The organism is Roseibium sp. MMSF_3544, from assembly GCF_030732845.1.
GTDB lineage: Bacteria > Pseudomonadota > Alphaproteobacteria > Rhizobiales > Stappiaceae > Roseibium.
Genome location: NZ_JASHKA010000022.1, coordinates 53,416 through 78,543 on the forward strand (window position 1 = coordinate 53,416; position 25,128 = coordinate 78,543).

Genomic DNA, 25,128 nt, shown 5'->3' on the forward strand with positions numbered 1-25,128 from the left:
CAGGAAATGGAGCGTCAAGGGTCCCATGGTCTTCCCATGGAACGACTGCAGAAAAGAGACACAGTTTGTGCGTGCGTCATCGGCACAATGGGCCGAAGCCAATAGTCGACGTGAGAAACCATCACCGTTGCGCCGACTTCTGCCGTTTGCACCGTTCCGAGCAATACCGAACCGCGTCCCAGTCCCGCGCCCATTTCCGGCGCCAGACGAAGGGCCGGCCACACGTGGCGCAGGTCTTTTGCGGCAGATTGGCCTTTTTGCGCATCTTCAAGGATTGTCTCCGAAAAGATCGATTTGCGTTGTCTCGGTTTGCTTGCGCGTCTTGCGACGGGCGCGCTCCTGTCCACGCATTGGAATGCCGCTTTTTCGGCTGCCATGTTTGTGCTGGATGTCTGAAGCCCTTCCTCTGAACGCCTGTCCCTTGCGCACGGCCCAGACTTTCTCCCGTGCCTCCTTGGCGGCACTCAGGTAGTCGACCACTGGGAACGGGTATGATTTTCCGAGCACTTTGCCGGCATTGTCGGCTTTCCAGGGTTCGTGAATGTGGTCCGTTTCTATCTGCGTCAGCTCGGGAACCCATTTGCGCACAAAGGCACCTTCAGGGTCCTGATCGAGCCCCTGCTTGACCGGATTGTAGATCCTGATTGTGTTGATCCCGGTGGTGCCGGACTGCATCTGAACCTGCGGCCAGTGAATGCCAGGTTCGTAGTCGGTGAAAAGGCGCGCAAGATGCTCGCCCGGAGCGCGCCAGTCGAGCCACAGGTGATAGCTCGAAACGGCCACGAGCATTGCACGCATGCGGAAATTCATCCACCCGGTCGCCGCCAGACATCGCATGCAGGCATCGACAAATGGCAGACCCGTTTCGCCGGCCTGCCATGCCCTTAGCCGGTGCCGGTCTGGGTCCTTCGGACGAAGGTTGTCATAGGCGCGGTGCAGGTTTTCGAATTCGAGCCGGGGTTCGTCTTCAAGCTTCTGCATGAAATGGCAGTGCCAGTGCAAACGGCCGGAAAAAGAGCGCATGGCACCCTGCCAGGTGCTGCGGCCGGTAAACTCGCTTTGCTTGAGCTCTTGTTGCCGCGCCCATGTGGCCTGGGCGACTTCCCGCATGGAGAGCGTTCCGAAAGCAAGGTGCGGCGAGAGCCTTGAACACGCACCAAATGCACGGACTGGCGTTGCCATCGCCGCGCGGTAGGGTTTGCCGCGCTTGAACAGAAAACTCTCCAGCGTCGAAAGCGCGGCATCGCGTCCGCCTGTTTGCCGGTCGGGGCAGGGATCGTCTGCAAGACGGAGGTCCTCGCGCGCCGGCAAGGGGCCGATTTCAAGGCCGGTCAGGGGTTCTAGAACAGGAGGGTCGATTGGCGCCTCGGCCATGAACCGGTCCCATTTCTGAGCCCAGCCATCGCGGTTCTTGAGTCTGCGCATGACACCGCTCTGGCGGCACTCGGTCCAGTGGATGCCCCGCGACCTGCACCAGTCTGCGACGCACTTGTCGCGCTCGAATGTCCACTGGTTTCCGGTCTCCTCGTGAGACCAGAGGCCTTCAATGTCGACCTGCCGCGCAAGCGTTTCGAAAACTTCAGTTATCTCGCCCGTTCGCACAACGAGCGGCTGTCCTTGAGCGGCAAGGTCCTGCCGCAGTTCCTCCAGGCACTCTTTCAGGAAAGCGAATTGCCGGCCGGAGACATCCGGTTGTTGCCAGAGACCGGGTTCGATCACGTAAAGCGGAAGGATAGGGCCGCGCAGGCTTGCCCGCTTGAGCGGCGCATGGTCCTGAATACGAAGGTCTCTTTTGAACCAGACAACCTGAACGGCAAGTGACACGGGCAGCAACGCTCATCAACTAAATTGAATTGCTTAGTCTACGCACGATCCGGCCGGTGGATCTTGCCCTGAAGGGCATTGATCAGAGCCCTTCAAAAAACCGCCGGCCATCTGGATCTGACAAGTCGTGCAGCCGGTTGGCGGCGTGGCGTGCGAACCGGTGCGTTACGGATTTGCGCGTGGCAGCGGCAAGCTTGTGCTCCGGCGCTTCGCGCAGGATTTCCGCGCCGAACCCGTCAGAGACGATCAAACCGGTCTCTTCCGGAAAAATATCAAGTGGCACATCCGGATGCGTTGCGAAGAAGAGCCGGTCGCAATGCTGGCGGTAGTCCGGCCACTTGGTATCCGCCCTGAAGTCTGCAATCGACGATTTAACCTCAACAATCCAAAGCTCGTGCTTCGGGCCGAGTGCAAGGAGGTCTGCCCGGCGCGCTGAGGCAAGCGTGACTTCCGGCAGGCAGGCGAAGTCGAACTGGCGCAACAGACGCGCGGTTCCACGCCAGACCTTGAGCGCTGTGTCCGATTGCCGGCCATCCGTCAGCGGATCCTCAAGCTGAATGCGGCCTGCAGGCTGGGAGGTTTTGGTTGCCATGCTTGATTTGTTCCATCTTTGTTCACATAATTCAAGACTTCGTTCACGGGATTGTCTTCAATTTTGCCAAATGGCGTGTTTCGGGATTGGAAACCCGCGGGTATGTTGAAAGGCGTCGATCCGGGAGGAAATATGCGTTTCGATCTTGCACTTTGCGGCGTCTTGTCTGCGGTACTGGTTCTGGCATTGCCGGGTTTGGGGCATGCCGCCAAGGGCGATCTGAAGATCCAGGTTCCAAAGTCAGCTCCTCTCTTGAAGGGACGGACACTCGATCTCAGGTTCGCCGAATTCGCGCAGGGAATTTGGGTGCGTGACCTGAACGATTGTCCCGCAGCGCGCATCGATCAGGGAGCTCCGGGAAGCATGCTTGCAATCTATCGCGGCCTTTGGGAGATGCCCGACCGGATCTGCCAGGTCTACGGTGCCGAACTCGGGCGCCTCGACACGCAACGCGCGGCCATCAACTGCCTTCTGAAAAACGGGGCGCAAGCAATCGAGCTTGTAACGGTTCAGCCGAGGGGATCGAATGGCCTGATGGTGCAGGAAGGCGAAAGGCCGCCGGTGCATTTCCGGTTCTGCGAAAAGATCACGCCGGTGCTGAGAGCTGCCGACAACAAATAGGCATCACGTCACTTTGGTCTCAGATTTCGGGTCCGGCCCAGACTTTTGACTGGGCTGCCTTCTTCGGTGTTCTGGATTCTGCGATATGCGCCGTCACGGGATCCAGGCTGCAGAGCGCGTCATACTGGCTGAGGAACACCTGACCCGTCAGGTGATCGATAAAGTCTGTACGTTTCAGCCGATCCATAACGGGTCCTTTGACCTCCGAAAGATGAAAGGCAACGCCGGAATCTGAAAGGCGGTGGTTGATTTCTTCCAGGCTCTCAAGGGCACTGGCATCGATTGCGTTGACGGCCGGGCACATCAGCACGACATGTTCGATATTCGGTCTGTCCGCTACCAGAGCGTAAATCCGATCTTCCAGATAGCGTGTATTTGCGAAAAACAGGCTCTCATCAACCCTGAGCGTCAGGACGCGATCACCGGTGATGACGGCATGCCGGTCGACATTGCGGAAATGCTCCGTCCCCGGAACGACACCGACAATTGCCGTGTGCGGGCGGCTGCTTCGGTATAGATAGAGCGCAATCGACAGGGTGACCCCGGCGACGACACCGGATTCGACTCCGAAAAACAATGTGGTGCCGATCGTTGCCGCCATCGCGGTAAAATCGCTTTTGGAGTAGGTGTAGGTCCTCTTCACGGCACCGAGGTCCACCAGCGAAAGCACGGCGACGATGATCGTTGCCGCAAGCGTGGCTTGCGGAAGATAGGTCAGGAGCGGTGTCAGAAAAAGCGTGGCAATTGCAATGCCTGCAGCGGTGAATGCTCCGGCGGCAGGCGTCGCGGCGCCTGCGTCGAAATTGACGACCGAGCGCGCAAAACCGCCGGTGACCGGATAGCCGCCGGAGACGGCTGACGCGATGTTCGACGCGCCGAGCCCGATGAGTTCCTGATCGGGTTCGATCCTTTGGCGTTTTTTCGCTGCGAGTGTCTGCGCGACGGAAACGGACTCCACAAAGCCAATCACGGATATCAGGAGGGCCGGACCCGCCAGCGCCAGCCAGAGCTCGCTGTCGAATGGCGGAAGTTGTGGCGCCGGCAGGCCTGACGGAATGTCGCCGACGAGGCGGACTCCTTCGTCGCCGAGATCGAAGACAGCGGCTGCCGTCGTCGTAACGGCAACGGCGGCAACCGGACCGGCCTTGGTCAAAACGTCGGCCAGAAAGGGTTTAAGGCCTGCGCCCAACAACTGGACCTTGAGCCCTTTGCGAACCCAGAAAAGAAACACCGTAGCACCGGTGCCGATACCGACGGTGATCCAGTTGATCTCGTTAAGATGATAAGTGATCGACAAGAGGATTTCGGAGAGCGTATGCCCGTGCGCGGGAACGCCAAGAATGTGTTTGAGCTGGCTCGCTGCGATCAGTAGTCCGGAAGCGGTGATGAACCCTGAAATCACCGGATGGCTGAGGAGATTGGCCAGAAAACCGAGCCGGAACAGGCCCATCAACACGAGCATCAATCCGGAAAGGAAAGCGAGGACGATCGCAGCGCCTAGATATTCCGGCGTGCCCTGCTGCGCCAGTTCCCCAACCGCTGATGCCGTCATCAGCGACACGACGGCAACCGGTCCGACGGCAAGCGCGCGGCTGGTGCCGAACAACGCATAGGCGACCAGCGGCAGGATGGAGGCGTAAAGGCCAACTTCAGGCGGCAGACCGGCCAGCAGCGCGTAGGCAAGGGATTGCGGGATCAGCATGATCGTCACGATCACTGCGGCCACGAGGTCGCTCGTCGCCGTTTCTTTTGAGTAGGATTTGCCCCAATCAAGGATGGGAAGATAACGCTTAAGAGGGGACATTCACTTGCCTTGACAGAAAACGAGCCGGTTACCCGGCTCGTTGTGGGGTCGGTCGAGTTGTACGGCCCGGTCAGGCCGCCGAGACTTTTTCGGGTTTGGCCATCCATTCCTTGCCGCGCAACATGGCACGCCAGTAGACGGGTGGCAGGATCCTTTCCTTCAGCAGCCAGGCCGTCCGCGTCGGCTTGGTCCCGTCCACCAGCCAACGCGGAAAGCTTGGCAACAGCGTCCCGCCATAGCCGAACTCGGCCAGGACGATCTTGCCGCGCTCGACGGTCAGCGGGCAGGAGCCGTATCCGTCATATTGCGCCGTGGCGCTGTGCCCCTTCATGTCTGAAACAATGTTCTCGGCAACGACAGGAGCCTGCTTGCGTGCCGCGGCCGCCGTCTTGGCATTGGGCGCATTCATGACATCGCCAAGCGACCAGATGTTTTCAAAGGTCTTGTGACGCAGGGTGGCTTGATCAACGTCGACCCAGCCAGCAGCGTCTGCGAGCGGTGAGACCCGGATGAAGTCCGGTGCAGTCTGCGGTGGCGTCACGTGGATCATGTCAAATTCAACGTCCACCTTGAGCGGATCCTGACCGGGACTGTTCACCTCGAAAGTCGCCTTTCGGGCAGGACCGTCAATGGCAATCAGGTTGTGGAAGAAATTGAGCGAAGCGCCATAGCGTTTCACGTAGTCCATCAGGGCCGGGACATAATCCTTGACGCCGAAAAGGGCGCCGCCGGCATTCATGAACTGAATGTCGATAGTTCCGAGATGGCCAGCCTTGAGCCAATGGTCGGCCGACAGATACATCGCTTTTTGCGGTGCGCCGGCGCACTTTATCGGCATAGGCGGTTGCGTGAACACTGCGCGGCCTGCCTGCGTCTCCTGCACAAGTTTCCAGGTGTAAGGCGCGAGGTCGTATCGGTAGTTGGAGGTCACGCCGTTCTTGCCGAGCGTGTCGACGAGCCCTTCAATGCTGTGCCAGTCCAGTTTCAGGCCCGGACACACGACGAGCCGCCCGTATTTAACCACCCGGCAGCCGTCCAGAATGACAGCATTGTCCTTAGGTTCGAACGCTGCGACGGCGGATTTGATCCAGTGCACTCCTCTTGGGATCAACGACGCCATGGTCTTGGCCGTGTCGGCAGCCTGAAAGATGCCGCCACCGACCATGGTCCAGCCCGGCTGGTAATAGTGAACATCGGCCGGATCTATGATTGCGATGTCGAGATCGGACTTGCGTGACAGCAGGCTTGAAGCAGCCGAAATACCCGCGGCCCCGCCACCGACGATGACGACGTCAAAGCGCGCATCTTCCGCCGTTTCCGTCGGGGTCTTGCCGCCATTGGCGATCCGCCGCACGACGCCTGCCATGTCATATCCGGCGGAGCCGGTCTGCTGCAGGATATCGGCGAGTGGCAGGTCCCCGGCCTGGGCGAGAGACCACAGCGTTGCGGATCGGGTTCCGGTCCGGCAGTAGGCGAGCACGGGCTTCGGCAAAGCGTTCATGAGTTCGCCGAACATCACGGCATCTTCGTCGCTCACCTTGCCCGCGACGATGGGTTGGTAGCGCGTTTCAAGACCCAGCTTTTTCGCGGCAGCTTCTATCTCCTCGAATGTCGGCTGGTCTGCCGCCTCGCCGTCGGGCCGGTTGCAGATCACCGAGCGGAAGCCGCTCTGAGCGATCTCCACCAGGTCTTCGGGCCGGATTTGTGGGGCGACGGAGATCTGTTCGTTGATGCTTTTCATGGTTCGCGCTGTCCTCCCAGTGGTCTGCTACCGATCTTTAAAGTTCGTTCACAGGCACCTTCAGAAAGGTCTTGCCGCTTTCATCCGCCGGCGGCAGCTTGCCGGCGCGCATGTTCACCTGCAGCGAGGGTATGATCAGCTTGGGCATATCGAGGGTCGCGTCTCGCTCGGTCCGGAACTTGATGAAGTCGTCCCGCGTCTTGCCCCCGCCAACGTGGATGTTGTGTGCCTTTTCGTCGCCAACCGTGGTTTCCCAGGCAATATCGCGTCCGTTGGGGCCGTAGTCGTGGCACATGAACAGGCGCAGATCATCCGGCAGCGCCAGCACTTTCTGAATGGAGTCGTAAAGAACGGCCGCGTCGCCGCCGGGGAAATCCGCACGCGCCGAACCGCCGTCCGGCATGAACAGTGTGTCGCCGACAAAGGCGGCGTTGCCCATCACATGCACCATGCAGGCCGGCGTATGACCGGGTGTCGACATGGAAAAGGCGGTCATCTCGCCGATCTTGTATGTGTCACCGTCCTTGAACAGCTGGTCGAACTGGCTGCCGTCGCGCTGAAATTCCGTGCCTTCGTTAAAGACTTTGCCGAAGGTCTCCTGGACCACAGTGATCTTGTCGCCGACTCCGAGCTTGCCGCCAAGTTTCTGCTGGATATAGGGAGCGCCCGACAGATGATCCGCGTGCACGTGGGTTTCGATCAACCACTCGAGTTCAAGGTCGTTGTCCTCGATATAGGCAATGATTTCATCCGCGTTGTCGTAGGTGATGCGCCCGGCCGCATAGTCGATATCCATGACGCTGTCGACAACAGCGCAAGCGTTTGAAGCCGGGTCCTTGACGACATAGCTGATTGTGTTCGTGGCCGGATCAAAAAAGCCTTTTACATCCGGTTTGACGTCCATATCGACGGGATAATTGGAACCTTGCATTTTGTTCTCCCTGAAGTTGATCGGATACCTGGGCTCGTCAGGCACCGGCCGTTTGTTCCTTGAACACAAGTCGTGTCGTCCATTTCGCGGTCAGCATGCCCGCCAGAATTGCGATAGCGGTCAGAAGCGGTCCGCTCATGCCCAGTCCAAGCACCGGGATCAGGCCACCCGGACAAAACCCGCTCATGCCCCAACCGATGCCGAAAACGGCTGATCCGCCCACCAGCTTCACATCAAGGTCCTGCCTTGTCGGCAATGCGAAGGCAGTGGCGAATGCCGGCTTGCCGAAGCGAAAAACCAATCTGTAGCCAACGCCCGTTACAATGAGCGCGCCACCCATGACAAATGCCAGGCTCGGGTCCCATGTGCCCGCGATGTCGAAGAAATTCAGCACCTTGGCAGGGTTACCCATCCCGGAAATCAGGATGCCGCAGCCAAACAAGAGACCAATGGCAAAGGCAGAAATTATTCGCATCGACTCACCCTCCAAACACGTGTCGGATTATGAAAACGGTTATCCCTGCCGTTGCCATGAAGGTGATGGTGGCAACAATCGAACGCACCGAAAATCGGGAAATGCCGCAAACACCGTGGCCGCTCGTGCAGCCCGATCCGTAAGTCGTGCCAAGTCCGATCAGAAACCCGCCAACCATAAGAAGCCATGGTGAGGACGGGATACTGATGTCCGGGAGTTGCCCGGTTGCTCCAAGCAGGATCAGGGGGCTTGCAATCATCCCGGCAACGAATGCGGCGCGCCAGGCCCAGTCCTGACCGGTCTGTGTCGTCAAAAGCCCATTGACGATGCCGTTGATGCCGGCAATCCGGCCGTGCAGCGCCATCAGGAAGACAGCGGCACATCCGATCAAAGCTCCGCCGGCAAGGCTCAATAGGGGCGTAAAGTCGGTCATGGTGGCTCCATTATTATGTTATTTTCGAATATATGAATATAATCATTTAGACGCAAGTGATTCCCCTTACCGAGACGGCAATATTCGAGCCGCGACGGTGTGCCGGGAAAACAGGCTTCAAGCGGCGGTGTGATTTAGATGGAGAGTTGCAGCATTTACTGTGCGGCCTTTTCGCTCAGAACCAAAACCACTTCCGTCCCGTCAGAACGATCCTTTGAGATGGCGCCTGGCATGAGCAGCGCGGGATTTTCCGATGGTGGGGGTGCGTAAAGATCCGTTCTTGGACCCGAGAATTCGCCCATCGGCCTTAGAATGTCTTCGTGAACGACGCTGCCGAGGTAAAGCGGCTGCAGGTTGCCGCCCTCCAGAATCTGGTAGCGGCTTGGCCACAGTCGCAGCACCCAGCGTCCGCCCCGGCTTTCGTCGGAATCATTGCGGATCAGGACGAGGTCGGGCTGCCGTCCGCTCTGGCTGCGAGGCAGGATCGGTAAGGAGTCGGGCGGTGTTTGGCCTTCGACGAATCCACCGGCCGTTGTCAGCGACCATTTCGGTGGCCGAAGCCAGCCGTCGCTCTCGGCAACTTTCTCAAACTGCGGCAGCGGTCCGGCATACTGGATGATCAGCGGTTCTTCCCGGTCGCCACTCAATTCGATCCGGCGGGCCGGGAGCGATTGCCATTCACTGTCACGCCACCCGGATGCCGTCAGCACCTCCGTATCGGCCCTCGGTTGGTAGGTCAAAAGCGCCTGGTCGAAGCTTGACCAGATATGCCACCCACCAAAGACCGTCAGCGTCGCCACGACAATGCCTGCAAGGGTCGCCCGTCCAATTTTTTCATTGTGGATCGGGCCGAATACAAAGGCGAAGGCCGACACCATGGCCGTGCCGAACAACAATCCGGCCACGACATCGGACAGCCAGTGTGCGCCAAGATAAACGCGGGAGAACCCGATGGTGATCACGAGCGTGGCGCTTATGGTGAAAATCGTCGCCTTCAGCCACCTGCTCAAGTCATGCGCAATCAGCACGGCGCAGATACCGAAGAGGACAGCCGTCAGTGTCGCGTGACCGCTTGGAAAACTGTAGGCATCAGCTCCTGCATAAAGCTCAATGGGGCGCGACCTGTGCAGGATCAGTTTGAACAATGGAACAAACATCGCCGTTCCGGCCATGGCGATGACAAAGCCGATACCGCGCCGCCAGGCCTTTTTTCCGAAGAGATAGGCCGCAACTGCAATTGAGACTGCCGTCACGACAATACCGTCCCCGAGCATGGTGAAAAAGACCATGATCTGGTCGCCGACGGTTGTGCGCACGCTGTCGAAGAAATTCAGGATCGACAGGTCCGCGCGCACCATCGGTTCGCCTGGTGCGACCTGCCCAACCAGCCAGAAGAACGACGGCATGGTGATCAGGAGCAACAGCGTTGAGGCAAGCATTCCCGCAGAGCGCGGATGGGCCGGGTCGAAATTCCGCGCGATCCATTGCGATACGCGGTCAGGGTGCTTGGAGAACCAGGCGACGATCGCGGCATGCGCGTTCGGAAACAAGGGCAGGATAATCAGAATGAGCCATCGCCCCAGCATCACGATCAGGAAGATGATGAAGAGAAGCGCACCGAGAACGAATGCAAGTCGTCCGCTGATCTGGCCAATCGCGCTGAGGGCTGTTCCGGCAATGATGCCCGGGCCCATATGCGCGATCGTCCAGGCAAAGGCTGAAGTCACATTGACGATGCTGAAGCGGGTAAAGTTCATGCCCGCCATTCCGGCAATGCCGGGCACAATGGACTTCACACCCGGCACGAAGCGGCCGAAGAAGACGCTTTTACCGCCGTGGCGCTCGAAGAACTTCTCTCCGCTTTCGACCATGTGACTGTACTTGTTGAGCGGCCACATGCTCTTGATCCTGTCCTTGAACCTCCAGCCGATCCAGTAGGAAATGGCGTCTCCTGCAGTCGCACCGAGCGTTGTCCAGATGAAGAGCGGCACCGGATCCAGCTTGCCGAGCCCAACCAGCGTACCTGCTCCAACCAGGACGACGGTTGTCGGTACGAACAAACCGATGATGAACAAAGCCTCGCCCATGGCCGCCAGAAAGCAGATCAGGCCTGCAAGCCCGGGATTTTCTGCGATGAAGGTCAGTACGGGATCAAGAAATTCTGTCACGGACGTTTGTCGGTCTGACTGTAAATCAAAAGTGTTGCGACCAAGTTCCGGAAAGGAAATCAGTCCGGCGATTCGGCTAAGGTTTCATATAAGCGCTGGTACTGGCAACCAATAGCGAAATTTGATGCCCTTTTTGACGCAAAAGGAGACAATCGAAAGACCAAATTGGTTGCTTTTCAAGGCGCGATGGAAGCGGGCGACTTCGGAAATGCTGCAGAGGGTCCGAATTGGTCTGCCCTGGGCCAGGTTTTCTAGCCAGTCGGAGCGCCGGCACCCAGCTCGTGGCCCATCAGCCCATCACATGGAACAGGTTTTGTCGGCAGGTCCGAAAGCAGGACCACTCGGTTCTGAGTTCTCCAGAGAAACACTGGATTTACCCCGTATTCGCCCAGTTTGATTTGAGCCATGGCCTTTTGGTGCGGGCTGCGACAAGATGCACGGGGAACGCTTTTCTTAGGAGCAGCAATGTTTGAATCCGCCCGTTTGCCGCAAAAAATGACCAAAAAAGCTTTCAAGAAACTGGAGCCGAAACTTCGCGAGGCTCTGCTTGCTGCACAACTGCCGGTGATCGAGAAACAGCCATTTTCGACGTTGATCCTTGTGGATGGTTTGGACGGCGCTGGCAAGGGGGAGGCGGTCGCACGGCTTTACGGCTGGATGGACGCGCGGCATCTGGTCTGCAATGCCTACGGCGAACCGACGGACGAGGCCCGAATGAGGCCGCCACTTTGGCGCTATTGGCGCGACCTGCCGGCCAAGGGTGAAACGGCGATCGTTTTCGGCAGCTGGTATCAATCCGTACTCCGGGACTGGATTTACAAGAGGATCGATGAGGACGCGTTTGAAAAAGCGCTTGCCCGTATTCGCCGGTTTGAGGAAATGCTCGCGCATGAAGACGTGCTCGTCCTGAAATTCTGGTTCTTCCTGCCCAAAGATGTTCAAAAAGAACGCTTGAAAAAAATTGAAAAGAAAAATGCCGCGCGTCATGTCCTGGCGGATTGGGCCGCGCTGAAGCACCATAAAAAAGCAAGCGAAGCGGGCGAAAAAATCATTCTGGAAACAAGCAAGGGCAACGCCCCCTGGTTTGTCATTCCGTCCCAGGACGCAGAGTACCGCGATTCTGCGGTGGCCCAGACCGTGGCAAGGTCAATGAGCCTGAAACTGGAGGACGGTCAGGAAAAGACCGTCGCCGCTCCGCCGGTCGTTGGCGGTCTGCAGCGGGAAACAGCAGTCGATACCATTGATCTCACAGCGACGCTGGAACGGGAGGAATACACAAGCCTTCGCGAAAAATACCAGGAAATCCTGTCGGAGCTGTCAGATCGTAAATCCATGTCGAAGACGGGCGTGGTTCTGGTGTTCCAGGGGAACGATGCCGCAGGCAAGGGCGGTGCGATCCGCCGCGTCATTCGTCCGCTGGATCCCAGGATCTACAAGGTTCATCCGATCTCAGCACCAACGGACGAGGAAAAGGCGCGTCCCTATCTTTGGCGCTTCTGGCGGCGGGTGCCGCGCAAGGGGCACTTCGCAATCTTCGACCGGTCCTGGTATGAGCGCGTCCTTGTCGAAAGGGTGGAAGGGTATGCCGGCCACGACGACTGGCTCCGGGCGTATAACGAAATCAATGAATTCGAGCAGGAACTGTCCGACTTCGGATTTATCATCTGCAAGTTCTGGCTTGCGATATCGGAAGAGGAACAATTGCGCCGCTTCAAGGCTCGCGAGGATACGGCTTACAAGCAGCACAAGATCACGGACGAGGATTGGCGCAACAGGCTGAAATGGGACCAATATGCCATCGCGGCGGGTGACATGGTCGACAGGACCTCAACCCACTATGCACCCTGGACATTAGTGTCCTCAGAGAACAAGAAACACGCCCGTATCCAGGTTCTCAAAACCATTTGCAAGCGCCTGGAAGAGCGGCTTTAGAGACTGCTCCCCACAAGCCCGGCTCGCTGGGGAGAGCTGTCTTGGTCAGAACGAAACTCACAAGGCTTCCGACAGGTAGTCGATGGCCGCCTGGACGCCGCCCTTGCCGTGTGGGATCGACAATTTCTCCAGACCAAGTTCGATCGCAGACAATGTCCCGAGCAGCATGACCGCATTGACATGACCCATATGGGCAATGCGGATGCCTTTTCCGGAGATTTCACCGATCGTTCCTCCGATCGTAACGCCGCACACTTCCTTGGTGAATTGCCTCAGATCCGAAGCATGGTCGCTTTCGAGGCGCACAACGGTGACGCTGTTGGAACGTGCGTGCGGCTCCGAAATGTTGAAGTCCACAACGCCTCCTTCGGACCACGCGCCGACCGCGCGGCGCGTTGCCTCCGCCAGAAGCGCATGCCGGTGCCATGCTTTTTCCAGGCCTTCGGCGAATAACAATTCCATGGCCTTTTGAAAGGCGTAAAGAAGATGCTCGGGCGGGGTGCCACAGTATTTTTGATAGTGTTCCGGCCCTTGCCGGAAGGTCCAGTCGGTGTAGTTGGTTCGAAGGTTTGCCGATTCATGCGCCTTGTCGGCCTTGGGACTGGCAGCGACAAACGAAAGGCCGGGAGGGCACATCAGGCCTTTCTGTGATCCGGTCAGGGCGACATCAACACCCCAGGCGTCCATTTCAAAGGGCATACAGCCGAGCGAGGCAATCGTATCAACCATGAACAGTGCCGGGTGCCCCGCCGCATCGATGGCTTTGCGAAGCGCGGCGATATCGTTCCAGACACCGGATGCGGTATCGACCTGGACAACCAGGATGGCGGAAATCTCGTTTTTGATATCCTGCCGGAGCCGTTCCTCCAGCCGCGCCGGTTCAACACTCCTGTCCCAGGAACCGGGCAGAATTTCAGCCTGTAATCCGGCGACTTCCGCAGCTTCACCCCATCCGAGCGCGAACCTGCCCGATTCCAGCACGAGGATCTTGTCACCTCGCTTCAGCGTGTTGCAGAGCGCAGCATCCCAGGCGCCGTGTCCATTTGCGGCGTAGATGTAGGTTTTGCCCTGGGTACGGAACACGTGCTTGAGGCGTTCCAGGCAATAGGCCGTCGTGTCCAGAAGCGGGCCTTCGTAAATGTCGACAGCAGGCCGGTGCATGGCTCTGAGGACCTCTTCCGGGACATTGGTCGGCCCTGGAATCATCAGAAATTCTTTGCCATGGCGAAGCGACATTTGATTTCCTTTGTTGAGGGTCGGGCTGAAGAGGCAAAAAGTCTTCTCAAAAACCCGATTGAACGGAGGCAGAGCACCGAAAATTGCCTGCCTTGGCTTTTGCGTCAAGGGAGCAGTTTGATCTGCGGCAGCGGAGCGCCGAGCGTCGCGAAGGAATTGGTCGACAGCAACGTAAATGTGCGCTCGCGAGCACGGCCCTGGCCGCCCTTGGAAAATTGCAACGCCTCCATTAGGGTGCCGAAGCAGAATCGGTTTCATTAATTGATCCAGCCCCTTCTTTTGAGGGTGTCATCTAAGCCTATGTTTCACAAACGTATTGCGTCCGCCGGTCGGCACCCAAGCGGCGGATGTCTCACAATTCCAACGAAAATGTCTTGTTTCCCTTTGGTAAATTCTTCAAGTTAGCGATGGTCGGTATCGTCGGTTAGGCGTTTCAGCATGATTTTGGTCGAACAAGGACAGAGCCCGCTTATTCTGTGCCTGCCTCACAGCGGCTCGGATGTGCCGAAGGCTGTGAACACCCGGCTAAACGCAACCGGTCGATTGCAGGCGGATCTTGCCTGGCGTCTTGAGCGCGTGTTCGACTTTCACAAAGACCTGGACATGACGGTCATAAGGTCGTCGGTCTCGCGCTACGTCATCGATTTGGACAAGGACCCGTCAACATACGCAAATGCGCCAACAGACACTGCTGGCTCCCTTTGCCCGGCACTCACCCTTGACGGAAAGCGAATTTATCAAGACGGAGAAGAACCTGGCCCGACTGAAGCCGAACAGCGTGTTCTCTTGTTTCATCAGCCCTTTCACAAGGCTCTGCTCAGTCAGATCGACAGACTGACGCGGATACACGGGCGGGTGGTGATCCTCGACTGTCAGTCCATGCGCTCCCAGATCAAGGGAGTAACCGACAAGGGATTGCCGCTGGTGAATATCGGCAGCCTCGACGGAGCGTCTTGCAATCGCGATCTCCGCAACCTTTTTGTCGGCTCATTCAACGGCTTGGAGGGCTTCACGATCGGCGTTGACGAACAGACTCGTGGCGGCTTCATCGCACAATGCTACGGGCGTCCTGGCCAAGGTCTTCATTGCATGACTTTCCTGTTGGCGCAGCGCGCCTACCTTCGGCATGAATCTCCGCCGTTCGAACCGGACAAGACGCGTATCGCCCGATTGCAATCCGTGCTGAAAGACAGCTTTTCCCGGGTAATTGACTGGGCCAGTGTCGGAGCAAAGCCGCAAGCGGTGGCCACTATCAGCGCTCAACCGGACACGTTCGGGCAGGCCGCTGGACAAGCAGAAGTCGACGCACCGGCACCGGTGAACGAAACGACAGACCAGACGGCGACTGTTCCCGATCCGCAAGCCGAGGTGGATGCCGGAGCGGAGCACGAGATCATTCCAGTCGATCCTATGACCTTGCCGAAATTGCCGAAAGCCACTGACGCACCGGCAAACAAAAACCTGCCGTTGCAGGTGGCCGAATAAGGGGCGCTAAATGCGCAGATTTTCAGTTGGAGGCAGCTGATGGTCTTAAAGGTACTCTAAACGACATTCTTTTCGACAATGGGTGCATTCGCAGCCAAGCGTTCGAACGACAACGGCGTCAGATCGAGTGTCTGATAGGACCCTGTGGTGATTAGCTCGGCGAGCCCCCGCCCAACCGCCGGCGATTGTTGCAAGCCGTGGCCGGAAAAACCCAGTGCCAGATGAAATCCGTCAAGCCCGTTGATGCCGCCGACGAAGGCATTGTGATCGAAGAGGTTCATGTCATAGGTGCCGGCCCAGGCTGCTCCCGGCCGGATTGTCTCGAAAGCGGGCACGCGCGCGGCAAGCACCGGCCAAATATGCTCTTCAAACAGGTCGTGGTCGACATCGAGATCTGTTGAGTCCGGATCGCGATCGGACGGAGGCGCGGAGCCGCAGATGTAGCCGGTGCCCTCAGGGCGAACATAGGTACCACTAGGATCGATCAGAAGGGGAAAGCGCTCCAGCTTCTCCCGGCAGTCGAATGTGAAGACACAACGCTTGCGTGGCACGACCGGAACGTTCAATCCGGCCTGAACGCAAAGATCCGGACCGCCCGATGCGCCGGCGCAATTGACGACAACGGGCGTAGTGACTGTTCCGCCCGTCGAAAGGGACACGCGCCAACCGGAATTCGCTTGCTGTGCGACCTGAGCCCTGGCTGCATCATAGTCGACACCCAGCGATCGTGCCTTCTTGCGAAAGGCCTGCATCAACCCGTAGCCGTCGAACCAGCCCTCGCCCGTGAGACCATGGCACCCGGCCCTGAGATCCGAAACGGTCAACCAAGGAAATCTTGATTTAAGTCCGTCCGTATCGAACAGGGCGATGTCGGCGCCGAGGCTTTTCTGAAGCGCATGGTTTTCTTCAAGAACATGGGCCTTGTCGGGTCTTGCCAGAAAGAGGTACCCCCCTTCCTTCAAGCCGATATCGGGCCTGTCGCCATTGACTGCCAGTGTCTCGCCGATCTCGCGGAGGAAGCGGACCCCGTAAAGCGAGATCTCTATATTGATCGCCGTCGAGAATTGCTGGCGGATCGAGGCTGCTGACCTTGCCGATGCGCAGATCTCGTAAGCCGGATCTGCTTCCACGACGATGATGCGGCCTTTGAAGTCGTCCCTGAGCGCGAGATGACAAGCCACGGAAGAGCCCATCACGGCGCCGCCGATAATGACCACATCCGCAGTCCGATCCGTCATGATGTCATCCTGGCTGAAACTGTTTGCACACCGGATGCTGATTTCGCGCGATTAGAAGAACGCCTGCAGGCCGGTCTGCGCACGGCCCAGGATCAGAGCATGAATATCGTGCGTACCCTCATAGGTATTTACGGTTTCCAGGTTCTGGCTGTGCCGCATCACATGATATTCTTCCTGGATGCCGTTGCCGCCATGCATGTCGCGCGCCTGGCGGGCGATCTCAAGTGCCTTTCCGCAATTGTTCCGTTTGATGATGGAGATCATCTCCGGGGACACTCTTCCGGCGTCGAACAGTTGGCCGACCCTGAGCGCGGCTTGCAGTCCAAGCGCAATCTCGGTCTGCATATCGGCGAGTTTTTTCTGAAACAGCTGTGTTTGCGCGAGCGGTCGGCCGAATTGTTCGCGATCGAGACCGTATTGGCGTGCACGGGTCCAGCAGTCTTCGGCCGCCCCCATGGAGCCCCACGCAATGCCGTAGCGGGCCCTGTTGAGACAACCGAACGGACCTTTCAAGCCAGAAACATTCGGCAAGAGAGCCTCTTCGCCGACCTCAACACCGTCCATGACGATCTCGCCGGTGATGGAAGCGCGCAGGGACAGTTTTCCGCCGACTTTCGGTGCGCTCAGTCCTTTCATGCCCTTGTCCAGAACAAAACCTCGGATGGCGCCGTCATGGGCCTCGGACTTTGCCCATACAACAAAGACATCGGCAATCGGTGCGTTGGAGATCCACATCTTGGTTCCGGTAAGCCGGTAGCCGCCGTCGGTCTTTTCCGCGCGTGTGCGCATGCCGGCGGGATCAGATCCGGCGTCCGGTTCGGTCAACCCGAAGCAGCCGACAAATTCGCCGCTTGCCAGCTTCGGCAGATACTTCCGGCGCTGCTCTTCGGAGCCGTAGGCGTAGATCGGATACATGACGAGCGACGACTGCACGCTCATCATCGAGCGGTAGCCGGAATCAACGCGTTCGATCTCACGCGCAACAACGCCATAGGATACGTACGACGCTCCGGCGCAACCATAGTCCTCCGGCAGTGTGACGCCGAGCAGACCGAGTTCCCCCATCTCATTGAAGATGGTTCTGTCCGTTGTCTCGTCCCGGTAGGCATCGATGATGCGCGGAAGCAGCTTGTCCTGGGCATAGGCCCGGGCGGTGTCCTGGATGAGCTGCTCATCTTCTTTGAGCTGGTCGCGCAGGAAGAAAGGGTCCTGCCAGTCGAATGTGCCACCACCAGAGGGGGAGGATTTGATGTTTGCAGGTGCGTTCATGGATTTTCTCCCGTGTGCGGTCCGCGCGAAGCCAAGCTGTCTTTTTCAATTGGTTTTCGCGCCGGAGCTCCGGGGTCGTGACCCCAGATCATTCTGTTTTTTCGAGTGTGCACTCGGTTTCGTTTGCAGAAAAGCGAAAGCTGGTTCAACATTCATGACGAATCGGAATGAACTAGGGTTTATCTGTGAAGCGTGCCTTCATCCCTTCAGCGGACACTTTGATCGCGTTTGAAAGCGCGGCCAGACACTTGAGCTTCACCCGGGCGGCAGAAGAGCTGCATTTGACGCAGGGCGCCGTCTCAAAGCAGGTCCGGCATCTTGAAGACAGGCTCGGGGTCGAACTGTTTCGTCGCGTGCGTCAGCGCATCGTGCTGACCGATGCAGGCCGCCTCTATCTGCACGACATTCGCGGCGCCCTGGAACAGATGACCGCAGCCACCCGCCAGGTCATGTCCTATGCGGGCAGCGCGGATGTTTTGAACCTTGCGGTTCTGCCCACTTTCGGAACACGCTGGCTTGCGCCAAGGCTGGCGGATTTCGCACGCCGCTACCCCGACGCTGGACTGAACCTGAGCGTCCGCCTGCAACCGTTCGACTTTGACGAGGAACCGTTTGACGGCGCGATCCATCATGGCGGCCCGGTCTGGGCAGGCGCCATTGCCGAAAGACTGTTCGCCGAAGAAGTCATCCCGGTGGCTTCAAGAATGTTCGCGGCAAAGTACGAGATTCAGGCGCCGGAGGATCTCGCCCGGGTACCGCGGCTTCAGTTGGCAACCCGCCCCCTCGCGTGGCGGCAATGGTTCGATCTTGCCGGTGTCGAAACGGACACTGCCTTTCAGGGAGCACGTTTCGAACAATTTGTAATGATAACGGAAGCCGCCGTCCATCATGCGGGGGCAGCCCTGATCCCGCGCTTTTTCATCGAGGCGGAGCTTGCATCCGGACGGTTGGTGCGTTTGTTTGATCTGTCATTGGACCAGCAGACGGCCTATTTTTTCGTCTATCCGGAAGGCCGGACCATGCGCCCGGTCGTCGCTGCATTCCGCCAATGGTTGATGGAAGAGGCGAGAACTGCACGCGTCAACCGCGAGACCATGTTGCCCGAGTAGGGGCTGCCTGAGTAAGGAAAAAATACTTTTGAAGAAGACGGACAAGCAGCACCTGCGGCTGATCCTGAACGGCAAATCCGCAGCTCGCAATGACGTGCGCACGGCCATCAGCGCGGTGCGGGCCATGGGGCACGAGGTTTCGGTAAGAGTGACCTTTGAAGCCGGTGATACCGAGCGCCTGGCGAAGGAGGCCCTGCGCGATCACCAGTCGGACAGGATCGATACCCTGGTCAGTGCAGGCGGCGACGGCACGATCCACGAAGTCGTGGATACGGTGCTGCATGAGTTGAAGGATGGCGATAAACCGCCCTTCGCCTTTGCGGTTCTGCCGCTTGGAACGGCAAATGACTTTGCGCGCCATATCCGCCTGGATCCGGCCGATATTCCGGGATGCCTGCGTTTTGCCGCACGGGCCAGCGCGAAACCCATGGATGTCGGCAAGGTCAATGGCTGTCACTTCGTCAACATGGCAACCGGTGGCTTCGGGACACAGGTAACGTCACAGGCCGATCCCAATCTGAAACGGGTCCTGGGTGGTGCAGCTTATCTCTTTACCGGTCTCCACCGGTTTTCCGAGCTGGCCGCCTGTGAAGGCCGGATCGAGGCAGAGGGCTTTTCCTGGGAGGGCGCCTTTCTGGCGCTTGCGATCGGCAACGGTCGCCGCGCCGGTGGCGGCATTCGCTTGTGTCCTCGCGCAAAGCTCGACGACGGTTTTCTCGATTTGACGATCCTTCCCTTTCCAAAATCCGGCAAGGTCACGGACCTGTTGTCGACACTTTTGGACAGCGGCGTTGATGGCATGAAGAGCGGCCTGATCCAGAGAAAGGCACGCGAAATCACCATCAAGACGGCAAATCCGGTTCAGTTCAATCTGGATGGCGAGCCGATGAATGGACAGGACTGGAAGATTGGGATAAGGCACCACCAGATTGCCATGCGGCGCTAGCGGTATCGATTTAGCCACCAGCCGCCAAAAAAAAAGATCCAGACGCAATGATGGACGAGTACCAGTTCAAAAACTACCTGAAGTTCGCGCCCGCACGCCTTGGGCTTCTTCCGAAAAAACATCTTCTGGTGCACATTCCAAAAAACGGGGGGATGGCAATCCGCCAGGCACCGGCGCTAAAGGACAAAATCGTTCTAGCGCATAGACGGCGACTGGTGAGCAAGAAATATGCCGACGACCTTCTTGCATTCAAGGGTTCTTACGGCCTTCATCCCGGATACGAGCACGCGAGGCTCCGCGACATTGACCATTCCGTGCGCGCGGGCTCGATACCGTTTGCGATCATCAGAAACCCTTGGGCTCGCACATTTTCCAGGTACAAATTCTATCTGCAGACAGGCGGCGGCGACCTGCCGGAGCGAGAGCTTTCGGTCGAGGGGTTCGATGCGTTCCTGGAAACACGGCATGAATTTGGAACAAGAGAGTTTTTTTGGCACCGGGCGTCGCTCGGCTGGTATCCGCAAACCGATTATGTTGTCGACGAGAGCGGCAAGCTCGCAGTGGATATCTTGCGCCAGGAAAATTTGAGCGATGAGGTGTCGCGTTACTTCAATGTTGCAGGCAGACTTGCATCAAAAAACGTCTCCCGCAACGCAGGTGCTCACTACACCGATTTCTTCACCAAAAGCACAATCCAGGCCATCGCCGACTGGTACGCGTCCGACATCGAGCTGTTCGGCTTCGATTTCGACACTCCTGCGCAAAAAAGTACGGTTTTCGCGACCGCCCCCTAGGACCAGGCGCTACTCGTCCTTGTTTGTCCAGACGCTGTTTCCCTCAACAACCGTCTTTTTCAGACCGACGTCTTCCCGGTGCGCTCTGCCGATATCTGTCGCAACATATTCACGGCGCTTTCCGATGAAGTGGTTACGATAGCGCGCCGTATATTGATTGAGCTCCGGATTTAGAGCATTCAGCTGCTTCTCGGGGTCGAGGTCGTCCCGCATCAGTTCGGCGCAACGATGCGCAAACTCCCGTTTTACGAAACTCGGACTGGTTGTGAAGATCGGTCTCTTCTTGTTGAGGCCCTTGCCGAGGTCTTTTCCCAGGATTTTGAACCGGCTGGGTTCATAATGATACGCCGAACGGTAGCCCCAGTTCTTTTCCTTGGTCATCAACGTAATCTGAACGACCCGACTTTTTAGCGAATTTGCGAAATCATCATACGTGACATCCCGCGCCAGAACCCAGTCATCCTCAAGATGAAAGCTCCATTCGGAGACCGGTTGCTTCCAAAGCCATTTGACTGCTTTGGTAAAGTGCGGGGTGTCGGGTTTGTTGGCCACAACGGTAGGGAAAAAGTCCCTGCAGATGCTTTGGCATGCGTCGACCTCTGCGGTTCCCCCTTCGAACGGATCTATGTTGACATAAAGGGTTTCCAGCGAGAAATGACGGAAGAGCCGTTCTGAAAAGCTCTCAAGGGTCTTTTTCAGAAGTCCGGTCCGCGCGCCGGACACCAGCGTTACATCAATCGATATCTTTTTGTGCATCTGGATCGGGCTGGAAAGAACCGGGCCGCGCCTCTCGACTTGGCGAATAAATCCGAAACGTTATGCCAACATGAATGTCGGAAATCCAGTGGCTGTTTAGTGGGTCGATGTTTACGGACACATCAGGGCCACCGGCAATCTCAACAGTTACGGCCGTGTTGAGAAGGAATTGGAGTTTGGCGTTTTCCGCTTTTTTTTCGATGTCGGAACGACTATAACGCTGCGATCCATCGCCTTGTTGGCAAGCCGGTTACGTGTTGAATTCAATGTGAGAATTGGATCAGCATCGACGGCGCAGGTTTTCCTCGTTGACTGACCTTTTTGGAAGTCAACCGGGACGCCCGCACATCACATTCGAGAAAAATGACAAAGACAGCACTTATCACCGGAATCACAGGACAAGACGGCGCTTATCTTGCCGAGCTGCTGCTTGGAAAAGGATATACGGTTCACGGCATCAAGCGACGGTCCTCGTCCTTTAACACCGCCCGTATTGATCACTTTTACCAGGACCCGCACGACCGGGATGTCAAACTGCATCTGCACTACGGGGATATGACGGATGCAACAAACCTGATCCGTATCGTTCAGGAAGTTCAACCGGACGAGATCTACAATCTGGCAGCCCAAAGCCACGTGCAAGTCTCGTTTGAAACACCAGAATATACCGGAAACGCGGATGCTCTTGGAACGCTTCGTTTGCTCGAAGCGATCCGGCTTCTCAACCTCACGGAAAAGACAAGATTTTATCAGGCCTCCACATCTGAACTCTACGGTAAGGTGCAAGAGGTGCCTCAAACCGAGAAGACGCCATTCTATCCGCGCAGCCCCTACGCCGCGGCCAAGCTTTATGCCTACTGGATTGTCGTGAACTATCGCGAAGCGTACGGAATTCACGCCAGCAACGGCATCTTGTTCAATCACGAAAGCCCGATCCGCGGGGAAACCTTCGTCACGCGAAAAATCACGCGGGCCGTCGCTGCAATCAAACTCGGATTGCAGGACCGACTCTATCTCGGCAACCTGGACGCAGAGCGCGACTGGGGTCACGCAAAGGATTATGTCGAGGGCATGTGGCGGATCGTACAAAACGATGTCGCGGATGATTTTGTGCTGGCGACGGGTGAAAAGCATTCCGTTCGTGAATTTGTCGAACGCGCTTTCGCGGAAGTCGGCATGTCCATTCGTTGGGAAGGAACCGGCGCGAACGAAAAAGGGTTCAATCAGGAAACCGGTGATCTGGTCGTATCCGTTGACCCGCGTTATTTTCGTCCGACCGAGGTCGACTTGCTTATCGGTGACGCTAGCAAGGCAAGGCGTGAACTGGGGTGGAGCCCGCATGTGTCTTTCGCGGAAATGGTTTCCCAAATGGTACGGTCCGACCTGGAAACCGTTCCCGCAGAGCTTGCAGGGGCCAGCAAGTCCTCCCGGACCAACGCTTGACGCGAGGCTTCAATGCAACCGACACCCTCTCCCGGTTCGACAGGTCGACCGGCATTTGATCTGACGGCAAAGAAGGTTTTCGTTGCCGGGCACAAGGGAATGGTCGGGAGCGCGCTTTGCCGCCGACTTCAGAGAGAAGCGTGCGAAATCATTACGATCGACCGAAAAACCGTCGACTTGAAACGGCAAACCGACGTCGAAGCATGGATGGAAGTCAACAGGCCCGATGTCGTGCTTTTGGCTGCTGCGAAGGTTGGTGGCATCCAGGCCAACAGTTCTCATCCGGCCAAATTTCTGTACGACAATCTCATGATCGAAGCCAATGTCATCCATGCGGCTCATTTGACGTCTGTCCAAAAACTCGTCTTTTTGGGATCGACCTGTATCTATCCCAAGATGGCATCACAGCCGATAAGCGAAGACAGCCTTCTGACAGGTCCACTCGAGCCGACAAATGAGTGGTATGCGATCGCGAAAATCGCGGGTGTGAAATTGTGTCAGGCCTATCGCGCACAGTATGGAAGCGATTTCATTTCAGTCCAACCCACGAACCTTTACGGTCCCGGGGACAACTATGACCTTGAGTCTAGCCACGTGCTTCCGGCTCTTTTGAGAAAAGCGCACGAAGCGAAGGGCGCTGGTCAGGACACACTTGAGGTTTGGGGCAGCGGCACGCCGTTGAGGGAGTTTCTGCATGTCGATGATCTTGCAGATGCTGTCGTGCACCTCACCAAGACCTATTCGGATGCGAAACCCGTCAACATAGGATCCGGAGTGGAAATCAGCATTCGGGCCCTGGCGGAACTCGTCTGCAATATTGTCGGCTTTGAAGGGACGCTGAAATTCGACGCAAGCAAGCCCGACGGAACACCACGCAAACTTGCCGATACCTCTTTTTTGAATTCGCTCGGCTGGAACGCCGCGCGTCCGTTGCGCGAGGGCATCTCGGATACCTATTCCCAGGCCTTTGGTTCAGGGCTCTGAAGCGGCATGTCATTCCATGATAGTTCTCAACGAAAATTGGTCATCGTCGAGCAGAAACTCGTCCGCAATCGCGGACACCAACACACTCAGATCGGCGCGTTGCGCAAAATGCTGCCCTGCTCTGATCTTCATTTGATCACCGGAGAGGATTATGACGGGTTCCTGGGCGAAGCGACTGCGAAGACGTCAAAGCGCTCCAGGCAATTGTCGAAATTGTACTGGCGGACCAGACACGGGTCCTTCAGGCAGAAAGCCGATGCAGTCCTGCGGGCGTTGGTGTCGGGACAGATCCTGTCTTTGCCTGGATCGCCTTACGGGCATGTCCTGTCCGAGACTTGCGATGCGTTGCAGATGAGCGCTAGCGATCTGGTCATTGTCCCCTCGGCAGATCTGGAGGCTCTCGAATCCGCATGCTGGTTTGTTGAAAACAGCCAAGGCCAAACGCCGCGCCTTTTTCTTCGCTTCCTCGATCCGGAACTGGGTGAGCACAAAAGTTCTCGTCGCAAAGAACGTCTGAAAGCTCTCTCAAAGACCTTGTCCGCTAAGAACAATCTGGCACTTTCCTGCGAAACCGAGGAGATGGCCGCATATTTGAATGCGAAATATGGCCTGGACGTGAAGGGCGGCTTTTATCTCCCGTGCAGTTTCGACCCTGCAGACCCGCCAATACAGCCGGAACGGCCAAAATCCGAAGCCTTCAGAATTGGGCTTTTTGGCGCTCCGCGGCCCGGAAAAGGTTACGAACGCATCGGCGCCATTGTGTCCTGCATCGAAGAACGGCTGAAAACAGCGCCACAGGAAAGGCCAATCGAGATACTGCTCCAAGGCGCTGAAGAAAACTATGCTGATGGTGGTGTCTACGCCTTTGCAGACAAATACAAAGCCGACGAGGGCATACTTCGTATTTCGAAACTCTCTGACCGCTTGGACCCGAGTGAGTTTACGAACCGTTTTCTTTCTGCCGATGCGATCTTGCTACCATACGACACGGCTGTTTATGGACTGCAGGGGTCAGGCATTATCCAGGATGCGGTCGCAGCAGAAAAATTCGTCATTCATTCAAGGGGATCTCGATGCAGAACCTTTTGAACAGTGGCAACGCGCTCGCGGCCTCTTCGGACAAAAGTTTTGCGGAGGCAATCTGTGAAGCAGCTATGTCGCGAGGGGAAAGTCATCACAATCGCCATGTGGCGCGGGAGAAATATCTGGCCAGGCTTGAGAACAACTTTCTGATCGGAGCAGACGCGCAAGAATAACACTGCGAGCTCTGATCGCCGCCAATCCGAGGTGATCTGATAAGCTCGCTGTTGTCTCAAAAACAAAAAGGGTCGTGGACGAGCCAATCAT

Annotated in this window: 22 protein-coding genes; 9 read left to right on the forward strand and 13 right to left on the reverse strand. The window is 57.4% G+C overall.

Annotated elements, in window-relative coordinates; translation table 11 throughout:
• Positions 1 to 121: 121 nt before the first annotated feature.
• The 3 genes from RBB47_RS24555 to RBB47_RS24565 form a co-directional block, all read right to left on the reverse strand.
• Positions 122 to 265: a DUF2256 domain-containing protein gene (locus RBB47_RS24555; RefSeq protein WP_305988588.1), complete on the reverse strand. Its 144-nt coding sequence runs from the start codon at positions 263 to 265 to the stop codon at positions 122 to 124.
• A 2-nt stretch (positions 266 to 267) separates the two neighbouring features.
• Positions 268 to 1,824 carry a deoxyribodipyrimidine photo-lyase gene (locus tag RBB47_RS24560; RefSeq protein ID WP_305988550.1) on the reverse strand — a complete coding sequence of 519 codons (1,557 nt, stop codon included), beginning with the start codon at positions 1,822 to 1,824 and terminating at the stop codon, positions 268 to 270.
• A gap of 82 nt (positions 1,825 to 1,906) precedes the next feature.
• Positions 1,907 to 2,416 (reverse strand): MmcB family DNA repair protein, encoded by a 510-nt coding sequence (locus RBB47_RS24565; RefSeq protein WP_305988551.1) that lies wholly within the window; start codon positions 2,414 to 2,416, stop codon positions 1,907 to 1,909.
• A gap of 132 nt (positions 2,417 to 2,548) precedes the next feature.
• Here RBB47_RS24565 and RBB47_RS24570 point away from each other — a divergent pair, with 132 nt between their 5' ends.
• A complete protein-coding gene (locus RBB47_RS24570; protein WP_305988552.1) occupies positions 2,549 to 3,037 on the forward strand; it encodes a hypothetical protein in 489 nt (162 codons plus the stop codon).
• Positions 3,038 to 3,056: 19 nt separating this feature from the next.
• Here RBB47_RS24570 and RBB47_RS24575 read toward each other — a convergent pair whose 3' ends face one another.
• The 6 genes from RBB47_RS24575 to RBB47_RS24600 all read right to left on the reverse strand — a co-directional run bounded on the left by RBB47_RS24575 (position 3,057) and on the right by RBB47_RS24600 (position 10,589).
• A complete protein-coding gene (locus RBB47_RS24575) occupies positions 3,057 to 4,841 on the reverse strand; it encodes a SulP family inorganic anion transporter (RefSeq protein WP_305988553.1) in 1,785 nt (594 codons plus the stop codon).
• A 70-nt stretch (positions 4,842 to 4,911) separates the two neighbouring features.
• Positions 4,912 to 6,582 (reverse strand): bifunctional protein tyrosine phosphatase family protein/NAD(P)/FAD-dependent oxidoreductase, encoded by a 1,671-nt coding sequence (locus RBB47_RS24580; protein ID WP_305988554.1) that lies wholly within the window; start codon positions 6,580 to 6,582, stop codon positions 4,912 to 4,914.
• Between the two features lie 37 nt (positions 6,583 to 6,619).
• Positions 6,620 to 7,513: an MBL fold metallo-hydrolase gene (locus tag RBB47_RS24585; protein ID WP_305988555.1), complete on the reverse strand. Its 894-nt coding sequence runs from the start codon at positions 7,511 to 7,513 to the stop codon at positions 6,620 to 6,622.
• A 37-nt stretch (positions 7,514 to 7,550) separates the two neighbouring features.
• On the reverse strand, positions 7,551 to 7,988 hold the full coding sequence (locus RBB47_RS24590; RefSeq protein ID WP_305988556.1) for a DUF6691 family protein: 438 nt from the start codon (positions 7,986 to 7,988) through the stop codon (positions 7,551 to 7,553).
• A 4-nt stretch (positions 7,989 to 7,992) separates the two neighbouring features.
• Positions 7,993 to 8,421: a YeeE/YedE family protein gene (locus RBB47_RS24595; RefSeq protein ID WP_305988557.1), complete on the reverse strand. Its 429-nt coding sequence runs from the start codon at positions 8,419 to 8,421 to the stop codon at positions 7,993 to 7,995.
• Positions 8,422 to 8,576: 155 nt separating this feature from the next.
• Positions 8,577 to 10,589: a bifunctional DedA family/phosphatase PAP2 family protein gene (locus RBB47_RS24600; RefSeq protein WP_305988558.1), complete on the reverse strand. Its 2,013-nt coding sequence runs from the start codon at positions 10,587 to 10,589 to the stop codon at positions 8,577 to 8,579.
• Positions 10,590 to 11,054: 465 nt separating this feature from the next.
• Between RBB47_RS24600 and pap the strand changes: the two genes are divergently transcribed.
• Positions 11,055 to 12,521: a polyphosphate:AMP phosphotransferase gene (pap, locus tag RBB47_RS24605; RefSeq protein ID WP_305988559.1), complete on the forward strand. Its 1,467-nt coding sequence runs from the start codon at positions 11,055 to 11,057 to the stop codon at positions 12,519 to 12,521.
• A gap of 57 nt (positions 12,522 to 12,578) precedes the next feature.
• On the opposite strand, the gene RBB47_RS24610 is transcribed toward pap, so the two are convergent.
• Positions 12,579 to 13,757: an alanine--glyoxylate aminotransferase family protein gene (locus tag RBB47_RS24610; protein WP_305988560.1), complete on the reverse strand. Its 1,179-nt coding sequence runs from the start codon at positions 13,755 to 13,757 to the stop codon at positions 12,579 to 12,581.
• 438 nt (positions 13,758 to 14,195) lie between these two features.
• Between RBB47_RS24610 and RBB47_RS24615 the strand changes: the two genes are divergently transcribed.
• A complete protein-coding gene (locus tag RBB47_RS24615) occupies positions 14,196 to 15,242 on the forward strand; it encodes an N-formylglutamate amidohydrolase (protein WP_305988561.1) in 1,047 nt (348 codons plus the stop codon).
• 56 nt (positions 15,243 to 15,298) lie between these two features.
• Here the strand turns inward: RBB47_RS24615 and RBB47_RS24620 are convergent, their stop codons facing one another.
• Both RBB47_RS24620 and RBB47_RS24625 read right to left on the reverse strand, forming a co-directional pair.
• On the reverse strand, positions 15,299 to 16,480 hold the full coding sequence (locus tag RBB47_RS24620; RefSeq protein ID WP_305988562.1) for an FAD-binding oxidoreductase: 1,182 nt from the start codon (positions 16,478 to 16,480) through the stop codon (positions 15,299 to 15,301).
• Between the two features lie 51 nt (positions 16,481 to 16,531).
• Positions 16,532 to 17,749, reverse strand: coding sequence for an acyl-CoA dehydrogenase (locus RBB47_RS24625; RefSeq protein ID WP_305988563.1), 1,218 nt, complete (start codon positions 17,747 to 17,749; stop codon positions 16,532 to 16,534).
• 185 nt (positions 17,750 to 17,934) lie between these two features.
• On the opposite strand from RBB47_RS24625, the gene RBB47_RS24630 reads away from it, so the two are divergent.
• Genes RBB47_RS24630 through RBB47_RS24640 form a run of 3 tightly spaced genes read left to right on the forward strand, consistent with a single transcriptional unit; the run spans position 17,935 to position 20,598 of the window.
• Entirely contained in the window at positions 17,935 to 18,858 is a 924-nt protein-coding gene (locus RBB47_RS24630) for a LysR substrate-binding domain-containing protein (protein ID WP_305988564.1), read from the forward strand.
• Between the two features lie 28 nt (positions 18,859 to 18,886).
• Complete coding sequence (yegS, locus tag RBB47_RS24635) at positions 18,887 to 19,804, forward strand: lipid kinase YegS (RefSeq protein WP_305988565.1); 918 nt, start codon at positions 18,887 to 18,889, stop codon at positions 19,802 to 19,804.
• Positions 19,805 to 19,851: 47 nt separating this feature from the next.
• Positions 19,852 to 20,598: a sulfotransferase family 2 domain-containing protein gene (locus tag RBB47_RS24640; protein WP_305988566.1), complete on the forward strand. Its 747-nt coding sequence runs from the start codon at positions 19,852 to 19,854 to the stop codon at positions 20,596 to 20,598.
• A 9-nt stretch (positions 20,599 to 20,607) separates the two neighbouring features.
• Here the strand turns inward: RBB47_RS24640 and RBB47_RS24645 are convergent, their stop codons facing one another.
• The gene (locus RBB47_RS24645; RefSeq protein ID WP_305988567.1) at positions 20,608 to 21,354 is read right to left on the reverse strand and encodes a hypothetical protein; all 747 of its coding nucleotides are present in this window, start codon (positions 21,352 to 21,354) and stop codon (positions 20,608 to 20,610) included.
• A gap of 363 nt (positions 21,355 to 21,717) precedes the next feature.
• Between RBB47_RS24645 and gmd the strand changes: the two genes are divergently transcribed.
• The 3 genes from gmd to RBB47_RS24660 are packed head-to-tail and all read left to right on the forward strand — an operon-like array spanning position 21,718 to position 24,870.
• Positions 21,718 to 22,797: a GDP-mannose 4,6-dehydratase gene (gmd, locus tag RBB47_RS24650; RefSeq protein WP_305988568.1), complete on the forward strand. Its 1,080-nt coding sequence runs from the start codon at positions 21,718 to 21,720 to the stop codon at positions 22,795 to 22,797.
• Positions 22,798 to 22,809: 12 nt separating this feature from the next.
• Positions 22,810 to 23,781, forward strand: a complete 972-nt coding sequence (locus RBB47_RS24655; RefSeq protein WP_305988569.1) for a GDP-L-fucose synthase — start codon at positions 22,810 to 22,812, stop codon at positions 23,779 to 23,781.
• A 6-nt stretch (positions 23,782 to 23,787) separates the two neighbouring features.
• Positions 23,788 to 24,870: a hypothetical protein gene (locus RBB47_RS24660; protein ID WP_305988570.1), complete on the forward strand. Its 1,083-nt coding sequence runs from the start codon at positions 23,788 to 23,790 to the stop codon at positions 24,868 to 24,870.
• The last annotated feature ends 258 nt before the right edge of the window (positions 24,871 to 25,128 follow it).

Coding starts and splice junctions, on each gene's coding strand:
- RBB47_RS24590 (WP_305988556.1), bottom strand. CDS start 7,988: ATGCGAATAATTTCTGCCTTTGCCATTGGTCTCTTGTTTGGCTGCGGC.
- RBB47_RS24575 (WP_305988553.1), bottom strand. CDS start 4,841: ATGTCCCCTCTTAAGCGTTATCTTCCCATCCTTGATTGGGGCAAATCC.
- RBB47_RS24555 (WP_305988588.1), bottom strand. CDS start 265: ATGCGCAAAAAGGCCAATCTGCCGCAAAAGACCTGCGCCACGTGTGGC.
- RBB47_RS24610 (WP_305988560.1), bottom strand. CDS start 13,757: ATGTCGCTTCGCCATGGCAAAGAATTTCTGATGATTCCAGGGCCGACC.
- RBB47_RS24585 (WP_305988555.1), bottom strand. CDS start 7,513: ATGCAAGGTTCCAATTATCCCGTCGATATGGACGTCAAACCGGATGTA.
- RBB47_RS24660 (WP_305988570.1), top strand. CDS start 23,788: ATGTCATTCCATGATAGTTCTCAACGAAAATTGGTCATCGTCGAGCAG.
- RBB47_RS24625 (WP_305988563.1), bottom strand. CDS start 17,749: ATGAACGCACCTGCAAACATCAAATCCTCCCCCTCTGGTGGTGGCACA.
- RBB47_RS24640 (WP_305988566.1), top strand. CDS start 19,852: ATGATGGACGAGTACCAGTTCAAAAACTACCTGAAGTTCGCGCCCGCA.
- RBB47_RS24565 (WP_305988551.1), bottom strand. CDS start 2,416: ATGGCAACCAAAACCTCCCAGCCTGCAGGCCGCATTCAGCTTGAGGAT.
- RBB47_RS24615 (WP_305988561.1), top strand. CDS start 14,196: ATGATTTTGGTCGAACAAGGACAGAGCCCGCTTATTCTGTGCCTGCCT.
- pap (WP_305988559.1), top strand. CDS start 11,055: ATGTTTGAATCCGCCCGTTTGCCGCAAAAAATGACCAAAAAAGCTTTC.
- RBB47_RS24645 (WP_305988567.1), bottom strand. CDS start 21,354: ATGCACAAAAAGATATCGATTGATGTAACGCTGGTGTCCGGCGCGCGG.
- RBB47_RS24655 (WP_305988569.1), top strand. CDS start 22,810: ATGCAACCGACACCCTCTCCCGGTTCGACAGGTCGACCGGCATTTGAT.
- RBB47_RS24580 (WP_305988554.1), bottom strand. CDS start 6,582: ATGAAAAGCATCAACGAACAGATCTCCGTCGCCCCACAAATCCGGCCC.
- RBB47_RS24570 (WP_305988552.1), top strand. CDS start 2,549: ATGCGTTTCGATCTTGCACTTTGCGGCGTCTTGTCTGCGGTACTGGTT.
- gmd (WP_305988568.1), top strand. CDS start 21,718: ATGACAAAGACAGCACTTATCACCGGAATCACAGGACAAGACGGCGCT.
- RBB47_RS24595 (WP_305988557.1), bottom strand. CDS start 8,421: ATGACCGACTTTACGCCCCTATTGAGCCTTGCCGGCGGAGCTTTGATC.
- RBB47_RS24620 (WP_305988562.1), bottom strand. CDS start 16,480: ATGACGGATCGGACTGCGGATGTGGTCATTATCGGCGGCGCCGTGATG.